The organism is Bradyrhizobium vignae (assembly GCF_900324035.1).
In the GTDB taxonomy this organism is placed as follows: domain Bacteria; phylum Pseudomonadota; class Alphaproteobacteria; order Rhizobiales; family Xanthobacteraceae; genus Bradyrhizobium; species Bradyrhizobium vignae.
Window position 1 is genome coordinate 2,488,469 of the sequence record NZ_LS398110.1, and the last position, 12,782, is coordinate 2,501,250.

The following is a 12,782-nucleotide window of genomic DNA, read 5'->3' on the forward strand; positions in this document are numbered from 1 at the left end:
GGCAACCGATCTGAGGTCACCATGAACGAGCACGTGCAACCCGCCGGCGGACCGCTGTTCAACCCGCTCGCGCCGGATTTCATCCGCGATCCTTATCCGCACTATGAACGGCTGCGCACGATCGATCCGATCCATGTGACGCCGTTCGGCCAGTTCGTCGCCAGCCGCCACGCCGAAGTGAGTCTCGTGTTGCGCGACAAGCGCTTCGGCAAGGATTTCGTCGAGCGCACCACGCGCCGCTACGGTCCTGAGATCATGAAGGAGCCGGTGTTTCGCAGCATGAGCTACTGGATGCTGCAAGCCGATCCGCCGGACCACACCCGCCTGCGCGGCCTCGTGGTCAAGGCCTTCACCGCCCGCCGCGTCGAAGACATGCGGCGGCGGATCCAGGAGATCGTCGACCAGGCCATCGATGCCGTGATTGATCGCGGCCACATGGACCTGATCGAGGATTTCGCCTTCCGCCTGCCTGTCACCATCATCTGCGACATGCTCGGCATCCCCGAGGAACATCGCGAGGTGTTCTACAAGAGCTCGCGCGACGGCGGGCGGCTGCTCGACCCTGTGCCCCTGTCTCCGGAGGAAATCAGCCAAGGCAACGCCGGCAACCTGATGGCCCAGATGTATTTCCAGCAGCTGTTCGAGCTGCGCCGCCGCAGTCCCGGCGACGATCTCATCACCCAGCTGGTGCAGGCCGAGGAGGACGGCCACAAGCTCACCAACGAGGAGCTGACCGCCAACATCATCCTCCTGTTCGGCGCCGGCCATGAGACCACGGTCAACCTGATCGGCAACGGCCTGCTCGCGCTCCACCGCAATCCGGATCAGCTTGCGCTGCTCAAGGCGCGGCCGGAGCTGATCGAAGGTGCGATCGAGGAATTCCTGCGCTACGATTCCTCGGTGCAGATGACCGGGCGCGTCACGCTGGAGGACATCGACGATCTCGGCGGCGTGAAGATTCCCAAGGGCGAGACCGTGCTGTGCCTGCTCGGCTCGGCCAACCGCGATCCCGCGGTCTACCCTGATCGGCCCGACCGGCTGGATGTCACGCGGACGAACGTCAAGCCGCTGTCGTTCGGCGGCGGCATCCATTTCTGCCTGGGTGCCCAGCTGGCGCGCATCGAGGCCGAGATCGCCATCGCCACGCTGCTCCGGCGGCTTCCGGACTTGCGCATCGATGACGTCGAAAACCCGGAATGGCGGCCGACCTTCGTGCTGCGCGGGCTGAAGCGCCTGCCGGCGAGCTGGTGAGGGCCGCGCGTTAACCTCCGCGTGCAACAGTCGCTGTGACTTCGCCACACTTCCCCTTATATAAGGGGCTGTTCCGGCGCTCCTGAGGCCCTCAGGTTCGGCCCGGGCCGGTTTGGCCGAGGGGAGACCCGTGCAGACGACGCTGCTCGGATTGGCGATTGCCTTCATCATTGCGCTGCTGGCAGCGTTGATCGGGCCTTACTACATCGACTGGAACCAGTTCAGGCCCCAGTTCGAGGCGGAGGCTGGCAAGATCATCGGCGTGCCGGTGCGGGTGGGGGGTGAGCTCGACGCGCGGCTGTTGCCGACGCCGACGCTGCGGCTGCGCGCCGTCACCTTCGGCGGCAACAACGATCTCGGCCGCCTGCGCGCCGACAAGCTCGACGTCGAGTTCAGCCTGGGCTCCCTGATGCGCGGCGAATGGCGTGCCACCGAGCTTTCCGTGGGCGGCATGGCGGTCGATGTTGGCCTCGATGCGCGCGGGCGGGTCGATTTGCCGTCCACCGCGAGCGGCACCTTCAATCTGGCGTCCCTCGCCATCGAGCGGCTGAACCTCAGCGGCCGCATCGCCTTGCATGATGCCGCCAGCCGCTCGACGCTGGAATTGAACGACATCGCCTTCTCCGGCGACGTGCGCTCGCTCGCAGGCTCGGTGCGGGGCGACGGCAGTTTCACGACTCGTGGAGTGCGCTACCCGTTCCGCGTCTCCTCCGGCCCCAGCGCCGACGGCAGCGCGACCCGTCTCCACCTCAACATCGATCCCGGCGAGCGCGCCATCCTCGCCGATCTCGAAGGCGTGCTCGCCTTCGACAACCGCCAGCCGAAATTCGACGGCGCGCTGACGCTCGCGGTGCCCGCGACCAAGAAGGCGGGCGAGGTGGGGCCGACGCCCTGGAAGCTCGCGACCAGGCTCAAGGCCGATCCGGCCGGCGCGAAATTCGATCAGATCGACGCGAGCTTCGGCACGGAGGACACTGCGCTGAAGCTCGGCGGCGTCGGCGATCTCAGGTTTGGCGCCTCGCCGCTGCTGCGCGCGGTGCTGTCGGCGCGGCAGGTCGATGCCGACAGGCTGACCGCCAAGGACGATGCCGATCCGCAGCGCGTCGTGGCGGCGCTACGCGCTGGGCTCGCGGCGATCCCGCAGGTGCCGATCCCGGCGCAGATCGAGTTCAATGCCGATCAGATCATGCTCGGTGGCCGTCCGCTCCAGAACATCGCGACCGAGCTTGCGACCGACGGCAGGTCCTGGACCTTCCGGCGGCTCGAGCTGCGCGCGCCCGGCATGACGCAGCTCTCGCTCAACGGCGCAGCTCCCGGCGCCGACAGTTTCAGCGGCCGGCTCAGCGTCGAGTCCTCAGACCCCGACACGCTGGTGGCCTGGCTGCAGGGCCGCAGCGAGATCAACCGCCGCAGCACGCGGCCGCTGCGCCTCGCCGGCGACGTGACCATCGCCGCCAATCATTTCGCCATAGACAGGCTGAAGGCCGACATCGACGGCGGGGCGGTGGAAGGCCGCATCGCGTTCGTGCAGACAGGCGCGAGCAAGGGCTCGGGGATCGATGCGGCGCTCAGGGCCGACCGGCTCGATCTCGATGCCGCCGCGAGCTTCGTGCGTGCGCTCGCCGGCCCGCTGGGCGAATGGCCGGAGGAGGCAAAGCTCTCGCTCGATATCGGCCGCGCCGTCTCCGCCGGCCAGGAGCTGCGGCCGTTCGCAGCCAAGCTCGCTTACAGCCCAGCATCGCTGTCGCTGGAGCAGTTGCGCTTCGGCCAGCCCGGCGGCGTGACCACCGAGGCGAGCGGCAGCTTCGACCGCACCAACGCCACCGGCAAGCTCGCGCTGAAATCCTCGGCCAATTCGCTGCGTGAGCTCACCGCGCTGATCGAGCCGTTCGCGCCCGCGGTGCGCGCGCGCTTCGATGCCCTCCCGTCATTGCCTGGCGCGACCCGCATCAAGCTCGATCTCAGCCTCGACAAGAACGCCGAGCATACGGATCGCAGCAATGCCCGCGTCGCGCTCGAGCTCGACGCACCGCAGCTGAAGGCCACGGCGACGCTGGTGGCGCAGACACCGGCCGCCGCCATCGGCGGCCTCGACCTCGACCGCCTGCGCAACAGCGACTTCACGCTGGACTCGAAAGTTTCTGCGCCGCAGGCCGGCGTGCTGTTGGCGCTGCTCGGGCTCGATCGCATGGCGGCCGCGGGCGAGGGCGCTTCGCAATTCGAAGGCCGGCTGAGCGGCGCCTGGCACCGTCCAATGCAATTGAACGCAAAGCTCAGCGGCGGCGGGCTTGATGCGGACGCGCAGGGCAGCGTCGACCTGTCGGAGCCCAAAGGCAGCGTGAATTTGCGCGTGCGCAACGTCAACCTCGCGCCGCTGTTCGGGACCGGCACGACCGACAAGTCGATGCAGGGCGTCAGCCTGTCCTCGCGCCTCACGCTCTCCGGTAACCGCCTCACCTTCAACGATCTCGACGGCAGCGCGGCTGGCGCGCATCTGCGCGGGCGTTTCGCGGTGACGCTCGATCAGGACAAGAACGTCGACGGCGAGGTCGGTCTCGACTCGCTCGATCTGGCGCCGGCGCTCGGAATCGCCATCGGCGCGGCCGGACATGAGTCCGGCGAGCCGCTCAGTGCAGGACTCGTCAGCGGCTGGCGCGGCCGCATCGCCTTCCAGGCGTTGCGCGCAACGTTGCCCGGCGGCATCGAGCTGCGCCCCTTCGGCGGCGTGATCCGGAGCGATAGCCAGTCGCTCGCGCTCGATGCGCTCAAGGGCGGCCTCGGCGGCGGCGAGATGTCCGCGAGCCTTGACGCGCGCAATGGCGCGGCTGGTCTTGCGCTGAACGCGCGCATCGAGCTCAGCAATGTCGACGCGGCGGCGCTGCGCTATCGCGACCTCGCGCTGCCCAAGGGGCGCGCCTCGGTGCAGATGGCGCTGACCAGCCAGGGCCGCAGCGTCGCGGCCTTGACCGGTGCGCTCGCCGGCAACGGCACGGTGACGCTCGAGTCCGCCGAGATCACCGGCCTCAATCCCCGTGCCTTCGAGATCGCCATCCGCGCCAGCGACGGCGGCCAGGTCAGTGACGACAACCGGCTGCGGCAGCTGGTCGAGCCCGCGCTGTCGGCGGGTCCCATTGCGGTGCCCTCGGCGCAGATTCCGTTCACGATCCGCGACGGCCGCCTGCGCGTCGGCGCGACGCCGCTGGAAGCGAAGAACGCCCGCGCCATCGTCTCCGGCGGCTACGACATTCCCGCCGACCAGGCCGACATTCGCGCCAGCCTGACGCCGATCATGACCGGCCTCTCCGGCGCACCGCCCGAGATCCAGCTGTTCGCGGCAGGGCCTCCCGACAAGCTGAGCCGCACCATCGACCTCGCGCCGCTGTCGTCATGGCTTGCGGTGCGCACGATCGATCGGGAGACGCGGCGGCTCGATGCCATCGAGCGCGGCGAGCCGCCGCCGGCCACCGCCGCGCTGCCGACGCTGGTCTCGCCCGATCCGGAGCCCCCGCTGCTGGATGTGCCGCTGCCCGGCCGCGATCCGCGCCGCGCGCCGCCCAAGCCGAAGGCCGCGCCGACGCCGAAGGCGCCGCAGGCCGCTCCCGCCGCGCCAAGCCATCAACTCACAAGCCCTCAACTCACAAGCCCTCCAGTCACGAGCCCGCCGCTCGCAAGCCAGCAGGCCGCGCCGCTGCCGCCGCCGATCGACGTGAAGCCTGCCCCCGGCCCGCCACCTCCCAAGCCCAGGCCAAAGCCGCCGCTGGTGCTGACGCCGCAGAATCCGTGAGGCGACAGCGTTGGCGGCTGGGCTCGATTCACCTCTCGCTACGGGAGAGGTGAAGCACCTTGCCCGCCGGTTAACCCATTCCCTCGCATTTGAAGGAATTTTCGTCGGCAAAACTGATTTGCCGATTTTACTGAATTCTCGCGTTTCATCTCTAGCGTCGGTTCCCAGAGGAATTTGGCGTCTCGCCGCGAGCGGCGGGACGGCGTGCCAAAGGGCTACCAAGAACTGGGGTGATCGAGATGAACGGGGCGAAATCGCTTCTACAGGATCTGGACGACGCGATCGCGCGCGGCACCGACGAAAGCAGGGCGAAGGCGTTGTGGCATGCGACCGATATTCTGATCACCGGCCGCTACAGCGACGATGAGATCAGCATGTTCGGCGAGGTCATCGGCCGGCTCGCCGACGAGATCGAGGTTGCTGCGCGCGCGCAGCTCTCCGAAGTCATGTCGGCGTGCGATCACGCCCCGCTCAACGTCATCGAAAAGCTCGCCCTCGACGACGAGATCGAGGTCGCAGGCCCCGTGCTGCGCGACTCCACGCGTATCGACGAGAAGATGCTGGTCGAGAGCGCCATGACCAAGGGCCAGGCGCATCTGCTCGCGATTTCCCAGCGCCAGTCGCTCGGCGAGGCCGTGACCGACGTGCTGGTCAAGCGCGGCAACCAGGAGGTCGTGACGTCGGTTGCCAAGAACGAGGGGGCGCGTTTCTCCGGATCTGGCCTGCTGCACATGGTCCGCCGCGCCGAGGGCGATTCGATCCTTGCCGAACAGCTCGGCCTGCGCAAGGACGTGCCGCGCCACATCTTCCAGCAGCTGATCGCGAAGGCGTCGGAAGACGTCCGCCGCCGCCTCGAGACCGAGCGGCCCGAGATGATGGCGCAGATCCAGAGCTCGGTGACCGGGGTCACCGGCGATCTCCAGTCCAAGTTCGGCCCTTCCTCGCGCAGCTATTTCGTCGCCAAGCGCGTGGTCACGACCCAGTACCGGCAGGGCAACCTCAATCAGGACTCCATCTCGAACTATGCGCGTCAGCACCGTTTCGACGAGGTGCAGATCGGCCTGTCGCTGCTCTCGTCACTGCCTGTGGACGTGATCGAGCGCGCGCTGATGGACCGCAACCGCGAGATGATCCTGGTTTTGTGCAAGGCGCTCGACTTCTCCTGGGACACGACGATGTCGCTCCTGTTCCTCGGCGCCAAGGATCACCTGATCACGGCGCGCGACCTCCAGGACAACGAGCGTGAGTTCGGCCGGCTCAAGATCGAGACCTCGCGCAGCATCCTGAAGTTCTACCAGTCGCGCAAGACCGGCGCGGGTGCCGAAACCGCGACGGGCCGTCAGCCCGAGGTGCAAATACACTGAGCGGGTTCATTCAGCGGGAATCGAGAGGGGAGTATCTGCAATGTTGCCTCAATTCGGCACCGCCGTTCGCAAGAAGAATCTCGGCAATGCCGTCACGGCCGATCTCGGCGGCGCAGCTCCGGACAAGGCCTCGGTGGATGCCGCCTGGCTCGTGCTCGAAGCCGCCAACGACCTCGGCGACCACGCCGCGGTGGACGCCTGCCGGCGCGTCATCGACGCCGAGCTGAACGGCACGGCAGCGCGCAGCTCGGACGTCGATCTGGTGCTGGGGTATTTCAGGTAGGGCTCGTCCCTCGCGACCGCACCAAGACCGTCATTGCGAGTGAAACGAAGCAAATCCAGAATCCTTGCCTGGGACAGTCTGGATTGCTTCGCCGCGCTCGCAACGACCGACGGTTGTCTCGCTCATCGCCGCTTTCGATAGATCACGACGTCCTCGCCTTTGCGGTTCGTGCTCCGCTCGAGGAGATAGTTTGATCTTTCCAGCACGCGGCGGGATGCAGCGTTGGCGACATTGACGATGCCGATGAGGGACGGCAGCTTCAGGTGGGACAGCCCGATGTCCGTCAGCGCGGTCGCCGTTTCGCTGGCAAATCCCCGGCCCCAGAACTCGCGCTTGAACGCGTAGAGAATCTCGATCTCGTCGATGTCGTCCACGAGGATGTGCCGGAGGCCCGCTCGTCCGGCGAAGGCTCCATCTTTCGTTTGCAGTGTCCAGAGTCCGAAGCCGTGCCGGTCCCAATGGGCCATGTTGGTGGCGAGATAGGCCTTCGTTGTCTCCGCCGAACGCACGCCGCCGAGATAGCGTGACACCTCGGGATCCAGATGGAGCGCGACGAGATCGGCAAGGTGACTTTCGTTCAGCCTCTCGGCGGTGAGTCGGTCGGTCCTGAAATGGTTCATGGAGACAGATCGCCGCTTCCGTTGGCGGGTCGTTCATGCCGCTATCGCTGCGGGCTGATCATGGCATCATGCCCCTGTTTTGCCCGACGGGTCAACGGGCGTAGTCCGTAGATGGGGTAACGGGCCGACCAACCAAGCCGTTGCGTCCGACGCAAAACACAAAGAGGAAAACACAAAAAGGCCCCGCTGAAGCGGGGCCCCTTGTTCGATCGTGTGGCTCGCACTAATCGTCCCAATGATGATAACGACGGATCACGACGCCGCGGTCGTAGTCGCGGTCGTGATAGTACCAGCCACGATGCCAGCCGCGGTCATGCTCGTATACGCGCGCGCGGGGGCCGTCATAATAGTCCCTGTCGCCGCCGACATAGACGCCGAAGCCGCCCGCGTTGGCGATGGTGGGGGTACCGATTGCAAGCGTCGCTAGCGCTGCGAGAGCGTAAGTCAGCTTCTTCATCTGTTCCTCCTTGGTTTGCGTCCGTCGCGAGTCAACGATCGCCACCATCGTCTGTTGCAGGAACGGGCAGGAAACTTTCTTGAATGGCTGTTCAGGTGGGTTGCGTTCAAGAACTTCATCGAAGCAGGCCCGATGGAACTGCGCTAGGCGAGTCCCGCTGTTCCAATTGGTCCCCAATGACACGAGACATTGAACGGGCTGTCGCATATGGGGCAGAATGTGTGAGAGCGGTCGGCCTTCAACTGTGTCGCCATCCTACGATGCTAAGGTTGCTGCGTTCTCAGCGTTTGATGCGATAGATCACGACGTCCTCGCTGTGATGAATCGTCGAGAACATAGTTCGCCTTCTCCAACACGCGGCGGGATGCGACATGGCCGACGAAGACGAGGCCGACGAGGGATGGCAGCTCGAGTTGCGCCAGCCCGATGTCGGTCAGCGCGGACGCGATCTGGCTTGCAAGTCCGGCCACCCAGAATTCGCGCTTGAACGTATAGGCGATCTCGATCTCGTCCACGTCATCCACGAGGATGTGCCTGATGCCCGATCGCCCGGCGAACGCGCCGTCTTTCGTTCGGAGCGCCCACAGGCCAAAGCCGTGCTGGTCCCAATGGGCCATGTTGACGTCGAGAGGTCTTCGCCGCCACCGCCGAGCGCACTCCGCCGAGATAACGCGACACCTCGGCATCGAGATGCGTACGACGAGGTCCGGGAGATGATCTGCGTGGAGTCGCTCGGCGATCAGCCATTCCGTGCTGAAGCGATCCATGAATTCTGATGGCGATTGGGTTGGCTGCGATCCCGACTGCTTGAAGGCCGACGATGCCATCCTGCCAGTATTTTTCCCGACGGGTCAACCGGCCCAAGTATCGAGACCGGAGGCGGCTCAAGTTGCCTCCGGTTGATTGGATCGATTGTTGATGCGCTCGCGCGCGTCTCAATAGCAGGGCGGATAGGGGTAATATCCGCAAGCCCGGCGATAGCCATAGGCCCCATAGGCCGCAGCTCCCGCCGCTGCCGCGCCGTAATACGCCCGCCGATGGACCCTGCGGTTGACGCCTGCAACGCTCATCGGCGTCAGGGGACGCCCGACGCGGGCTTCGGCGGTATCGACGGATACGGCGAGTGCATCCGCCGGCGAGTAGCGGAGCGACAGGGGCGCTGCCGTGAACAGCGCGGCGGTGACGAACAATCCGATCAGCTTGGCATGTCCAGCCATGTACTCTCTCCCTTTGCAGGACGACGAGCTAGCCTGACAGGCCGATGACCTCCGCCATTGACTAAAATCAAAGGTCGCAGTTCCGACGGGATCGCGAGTATCGCCCCGCGACGTCGATTGCCGTCCTCACCCCAAATTCGACGAGCCGTTCGATTTGATCTGCATCAAGCGTGGCGGTCGCGCCCGCACCGCAGCGACAAGTCGGCCGCTTGTGCTGGATGGCTTCGCGCGGCGGCGAGTCCGCGCGCACCATCGCAAGTGCATTGGCAACCGCGGTTGTCTCCGCTCGAACGACCGGCAGCTCCGCAGGGGCGCGGGGTGCAGGCTCAGTGATCGAAGGCACGGATGTCTTCGCAGCGACCACCGGCAAGGTCGTGTCGAGGATCACGCGCTCGGGCCATTTTCGGTCCGAGTGAATGCGTATGGCCGGCCGCTCCACGGCCGTCCTCTCGGTGACGGCGCCTTGGGCACACAAAAGTCCGCCCCGAAGAGGAGCGCGAGCAATGCTGCGCCGATCTTCCAGAAGCACGCCAGCAACGGCATCTCGGTCGCTCCGTGCCCCCACAATGGGCCCAGCTTGCGACGACCTTGCGTCATCCTTGGATTTGCTGCGAGAGTCGGCTTGATTCAAATCAAGCGCGCGAAGAAATCTCCAGCACGGCGTAGGTCATTGTTCGACCATGCCATGGTGCCCGTGTTTCGCCCGACGGAGCAACAGGTACGTCGGGATCAAGTCATGTGAGCGCGGAGGGGGTCCAGCGATGCGTTATGCGAGGAAATGCCGGGTTTTGCGGCGCGCCATCCGGGCGACGGCCGGATGGTTCCTTGCACAGGCGTAAGCCCTTGATTTCACAATCCCCGTCTACTGTGCATGGGGTTGTTTTCGCAGTTTTTGTTTTGGGAGGGGGCTAGCCCGCCCCCAGCGCGACGGCGACGTTGTACGTCACGAGGCTCGCGGCATAGGCCAGCACCAGCATGTAGGTGAAGGTCACGCCCATCCATCCCCAGCTTCCGGTTTCGCGCCGGATCACGGCGAGCGTGGAGGCGCATTGCGGGGCGAAGATGTACCAGGCCAGCATCGACAGGGCGGTTGCGAGCGACCATTTGGTCGCCAGCACCTGGCCGATCTGCTCGGCCGCCTCCTTGCCGCCTTCGATCGCATAGACGGTGCCGAGGGCTGCGACCGCGACCTCGCGGGCCGCCATGCCGGGGATCAGCGCAACCGCGATCTGCCAGTTGAAGCCGACCGGCGCGAGCAGCGGCGCGAGCGCCTTGCCGATCATCGCCGCCAGGCTGAAATCGATGGCGGGCTCGGTGCTGCCTGCCGGCGGCTGCGGGAACGAGGCCAGGAACCAGATCAGCACCATCATCGAGAAGATCGTGGTGCCGGCGCGCACCAGGAACATCTTGGCGCGGGTGTAGATGCCGATCGCGATCGATTTCAGCCGCGGCATTTTGTAGTCCGGCAGCTCCAGCATGAACGGTGCCGGCGCAAAGTCGCGCAGCATGAAAAACTTGATCAGGAACGAGACGACGAGCGCGCTGGTGATGCCGGCCGCATAAAGGCCGAACATCACGAGTCCCTGGAGGTTGATGAAGCCCCAGACGTCCCTGGCCGGAATGAAGGCGGAGATGATCAGCGTGTAGACCGGAATGCGCGCCGAGCAGGTCATCAGCGGCGCGATCAGGATCGTGGTCAGCCGGTCGCGCTTGTTGTCGATCACGCGCGTCGCCATGATGCCGGGAATGGCGCAGGCAAAGCTCGACAAGAGCGGAATGAAGGCGCGGCCGTGCAGGCCGGCGCCGCCCATGATGCGGTCCATCAGGAACGCGGCGCGCGCCATGTAGCCGAAATCTTCCAGGAGCAGGATGAACAGGAAGATGATGATGATCTGCGGCAGGAACACGATGACGCTGCCGACGCCCGCTATCACGCCGTTCTGAAGGAAGCTCTGCAACAGACCGTCGGGGAGGGTGGCGTGGACGAACTCGCCGAGTACATCGAAGCCGGACTGCAGCAGCTCCATCAGCGGCTTCGCCCAGGCGAACACCGCCTGGAACATCACGAACAGGATCAGCGCGAGCACGATGAGGCCGGCGACCGGATGCAGCACCACGGCGTCGATCCGCGCGGTCCAGGTGTCGGGGCTAGCAGGCAGGCTGACGCAGTCGGCGATGATGCGGTCGGCCTCGCGCTGGGTGGCGCGCAATTCGCTGACGCTGAGCGCGCGCCAGCTGTTCTCCTGTGGCTCGGCGGCAAGCTTGGCCGAGATCTCGTCGGTCAGCGCGAGCAGGTCGGCCGTGCCGCCCCTGCGCACCGCGATCGAGGTGACCACGGGCACGCCGAGCTCCTTGGCGAGCCGCTCGACGTCGACAGTGATGCCGCGGCGGCTCGCGATGTCGAACATGTTGAGCACGAGGATCATCGGCCGTCCGGTGCGCTTGAGCTCGAGCAGCAGGCGGATGGTCAGGCGCAGATTGGTGGAATCGGCGACGCACAGCACGAGATCGGGCACCGTCTCGCCGGTGGCCTTGCCGAGCACGAAGTCGCGGGTGATCTCCTCGTCCGGGCTGCGGCCGCGCAGCGAGTAGGTGCCGGGCAGGTCGACCACCGAGACCTGGCGTCCCAAGGGGGTGACGAAGAAGCCTTCCTTGCGCTCGACGGTGACGCCGGGATAATTCGCGACCTTCTGCCGGCTGCCGGTCAGGGCGTTGAACAGCGAGGTCTTGCCGCTGTTTGGCGTGCCCACCAGGGCGAGATGCAGCAGGGGTAATTCCATGTATCAAGGGCCCGGGATGAGGCGTCCCGTCGCTATCTAAGCGACGATGATGGCCATGGCTTCGCGACGGCGGACCGCGATGGTGATGCTGTCGACCCGCACGGCGATCGGGTCGCCCCCGACCAGCCCCTCATGCAAGATCTCGACCCGGGCGCCCTCGACGAAGCCGAGTTCGATCAGGCGGCTCTCGAGCTCGACATCCGAGAGCGCCGAGCCCGCCTGCTTGGCGGCAAGGTGCTGGATGACGCCGGTATAGCCACGCTGGGCCAGGCCCAGCGGCATATGCGAACGCGTGTCGGTGGTGTCGGTCATGCCCTGTATTTTCAACGCAGGGCATTGAGGTCAAGCGCGCGCGCCCGCCGAAGCTGCATCTTAGAGTGATTTTAAACTGCAGAGGCCGGGGCGCCGTCGAGGGCGCCCCCTGACGGGCTATTGCGCCGGGACCTTGTCCGGCTGGGCGGCCATGGCGCGGCTCTTGAAGTAATCCAGGACGAAGAGACGGATCGCCGACGACAGATTGCCCTGCTGGCGGTTGTTGTCGATCTCGCCGACCAGCTCGGACAACGTCATGTTGCGCAGGCCGGAGATTTCCTTCATGCCGTTCCAGAACGCCTCTTCCAGGCTGACGCTGGTCTTGTGACCGGCGACGACGATCGACCGTTTCACGACCGGCGACTTCATGGCTGCTCCTCGCGATCGATCCGGTGCTGGTCCAGATGCTGCTTGGCCTGGTCCCCCCGCTTCTCCTCCGCCGACCGTTCCGCCTTCGTGCGCCCGAATTTCGCCCGGTTGGCGTCCGCCTGTTTCGCCGAGGCTTCCCGCTCGGCGCGCTTCCTGAAACGATTCAGGTTGATGACGTTCCCCATGCCGCGTCTCCATCATCCGCTCCTCTTCAGGCAGGATGAAACATTCAGAAACAGGGTGCCGCGTTGCGCCCCACGAGAGTTGATCGCCATTCGCTCGTCCTCGTCAATCGGCCCCTCGGGCCACCAAACGATAAATTTCGCCCGGTCGAGGGGCGGAAGG

General features: G+C 65.8%; 12 protein-coding genes. 4 read left to right on the forward strand and 8 right to left on the reverse strand.

Features of this window, described 5'->3' with window-relative positions; genetic code table 11:
• Positions 1-21: 21 nt before the first annotated feature.
• The 4 genes from BRAD3257_RS12070 (at position 22) to BRAD3257_RS12085 (ending at position 6,682) form a co-directional block, all read left to right on the forward strand.
• Positions 22-1,251, forward strand: coding sequence for a cytochrome P450 (locus BRAD3257_RS12070; protein ID WP_122402014.1), 1,230 nt, complete (start codon positions 22-24; stop codon positions 1,249-1,251).
• A gap of 130 nt (positions 1,252-1,381) precedes the next feature.
• Complete coding sequence (locus tag BRAD3257_RS12075) at positions 1,382-5,035, forward strand: AsmA family protein (RefSeq protein ID WP_122402015.1); 3,654 nt, start codon at positions 1,382-1,384, stop codon at positions 5,033-5,035.
• A 239-nt stretch (positions 5,036-5,274) separates the two neighbouring features.
• Entirely contained in the window at positions 5,275-6,399 is a 1,125-nt protein-coding gene (locus BRAD3257_RS12080) for a DUF2336 domain-containing protein (RefSeq protein ID WP_122406509.1), read from the forward strand.
• Positions 6,400-6,439: 40 nt separating this feature from the next.
• Positions 6,440-6,682, forward strand: coding sequence for a hypothetical protein (locus BRAD3257_RS12085; RefSeq protein ID WP_122402016.1), 243 nt, complete (start codon positions 6,440-6,442; stop codon positions 6,680-6,682).
• A 122-nt stretch (positions 6,683-6,804) separates the two neighbouring features.
• Here BRAD3257_RS12085 and BRAD3257_RS12090 read toward each other — a convergent pair whose 3' ends face one another.
• The 8 genes from BRAD3257_RS12090 to BRAD3257_RS12130 all read right to left on the reverse strand — a co-directional run bounded on the left by BRAD3257_RS12090 (position 6,805) and on the right by BRAD3257_RS12130 (position 12,622).
• On the reverse strand, positions 6,805-7,302 hold the full coding sequence (locus BRAD3257_RS12090) for a GNAT family N-acetyltransferase (RefSeq protein WP_122402017.1): 498 nt from the start codon (positions 7,300-7,302) through the stop codon (positions 6,805-6,807).
• A gap of 223 nt (positions 7,303-7,525) precedes the next feature.
• Entirely contained in the window at positions 7,526-7,759 is a 234-nt protein-coding gene (locus BRAD3257_RS12095) for a hypothetical protein (protein WP_122406510.1), read from the reverse strand.
• Positions 7,760-8,022: 263 nt separating this feature from the next.
• Positions 8,023-8,586, reverse strand: coding sequence for a GNAT family N-acetyltransferase (locus BRAD3257_RS12100; protein ID WP_122402018.1), 564 nt, complete (start codon positions 8,584-8,586; stop codon positions 8,023-8,025).
• A 108-nt stretch (positions 8,587-8,694) separates the two neighbouring features.
• Entirely contained in the window at positions 8,695-8,976 is a 282-nt protein-coding gene (locus tag BRAD3257_RS12105) for a hypothetical protein (RefSeq protein ID WP_122402019.1), read from the reverse strand.
• A 908-nt stretch (positions 8,977-9,884) separates the two neighbouring features.
• Positions 9,885-11,756, reverse strand: a complete 1,872-nt coding sequence (feoB, locus tag BRAD3257_RS12115; protein ID WP_122402021.1) for a ferrous iron transporter B — start codon at positions 11,754-11,756, stop codon at positions 9,885-9,887.
• A 36-nt stretch (positions 11,757-11,792) separates the two neighbouring features.
• Entirely contained in the window at positions 11,793-12,068 is a 276-nt protein-coding gene (locus BRAD3257_RS12120; RefSeq protein WP_122402022.1) for a FeoA family protein, read from the reverse strand.
• A gap of 117 nt (positions 12,069-12,185) precedes the next feature.
• Complete coding sequence (locus BRAD3257_RS12125; RefSeq protein ID WP_025038043.1) at positions 12,186-12,437, reverse strand: ribbon-helix-helix domain-containing protein; 252 nt, start codon at positions 12,435-12,437, stop codon at positions 12,186-12,188.
• On the reverse strand, positions 12,434-12,622 hold the full coding sequence (locus tag BRAD3257_RS12130) for a DUF4169 family protein (RefSeq protein WP_122402023.1): 189 nt from the start codon (positions 12,620-12,622) through the stop codon (positions 12,434-12,436). Before BRAD3257_RS12130 ends, BRAD3257_RS12125 begins: the two co-directional genes overlap by 4 nt.
• Positions 12,623-12,782 lie beyond the last annotated feature (160 nt).

Coding starts and splice junctions, on each gene's coding strand:
- BRAD3257_RS12070 (WP_122402014.1), top strand. CDS start 22: ATGAACGAGCACGTGCAACCCGCCGGCGGACCGCTGTTCAACCCGCTC.
- BRAD3257_RS12080 (WP_122406509.1), top strand. CDS start 5,275: ATGAACGGGGCGAAATCGCTTCTACAGGATCTGGACGACGCGATCGCG.
- BRAD3257_RS12085 (WP_122402016.1), top strand. CDS start 6,440: ATGTTGCCTCAATTCGGCACCGCCGTTCGCAAGAAGAATCTCGGCAAT.
- BRAD3257_RS12090 (WP_122402017.1), bottom strand. CDS start 7,302: ATGAACCATTTCAGGACCGACCGACTCACCGCCGAGAGGCTGAACGAA.
- BRAD3257_RS12095 (WP_122406510.1), bottom strand. CDS start 7,759: ATGAAGAAGCTGACTTACGCTCTCGCAGCGCTAGCGACGCTTGCAATC.
- BRAD3257_RS12100 (WP_122402018.1), bottom strand. CDS start 8,586: ATGGCATCGTCGGCCTTCAAGCAGTCGGGATCGCAGCCAACCCAATCG.
- BRAD3257_RS12105 (WP_122402019.1), bottom strand. CDS start 8,976: ATGGCTGGACATGCCAAGCTGATCGGATTGTTCGTCACCGCCGCGCTG.
- feoB (WP_122402021.1), bottom strand. CDS start 11,756: ATGGAATTACCCCTGCTGCATCTCGCCCTGGTGGGCACGCCAAACAGC.
- BRAD3257_RS12120 (WP_122402022.1), bottom strand. CDS start 12,068: ATGACCGACACCACCGACACGCGTTCGCATATGCCGCTGGGCCTGGCC.
- BRAD3257_RS12125 (WP_025038043.1), bottom strand. CDS start 12,437: ATGAAGTCGCCGGTCGTGAAACGGTCGATCGTCGTCGCCGGTCACAAG.
- BRAD3257_RS12130 (WP_122402023.1), bottom strand. CDS start 12,622: ATGGGGAACGTCATCAACCTGAATCGTTTCAGGAAGCGCGCCGAGCGG.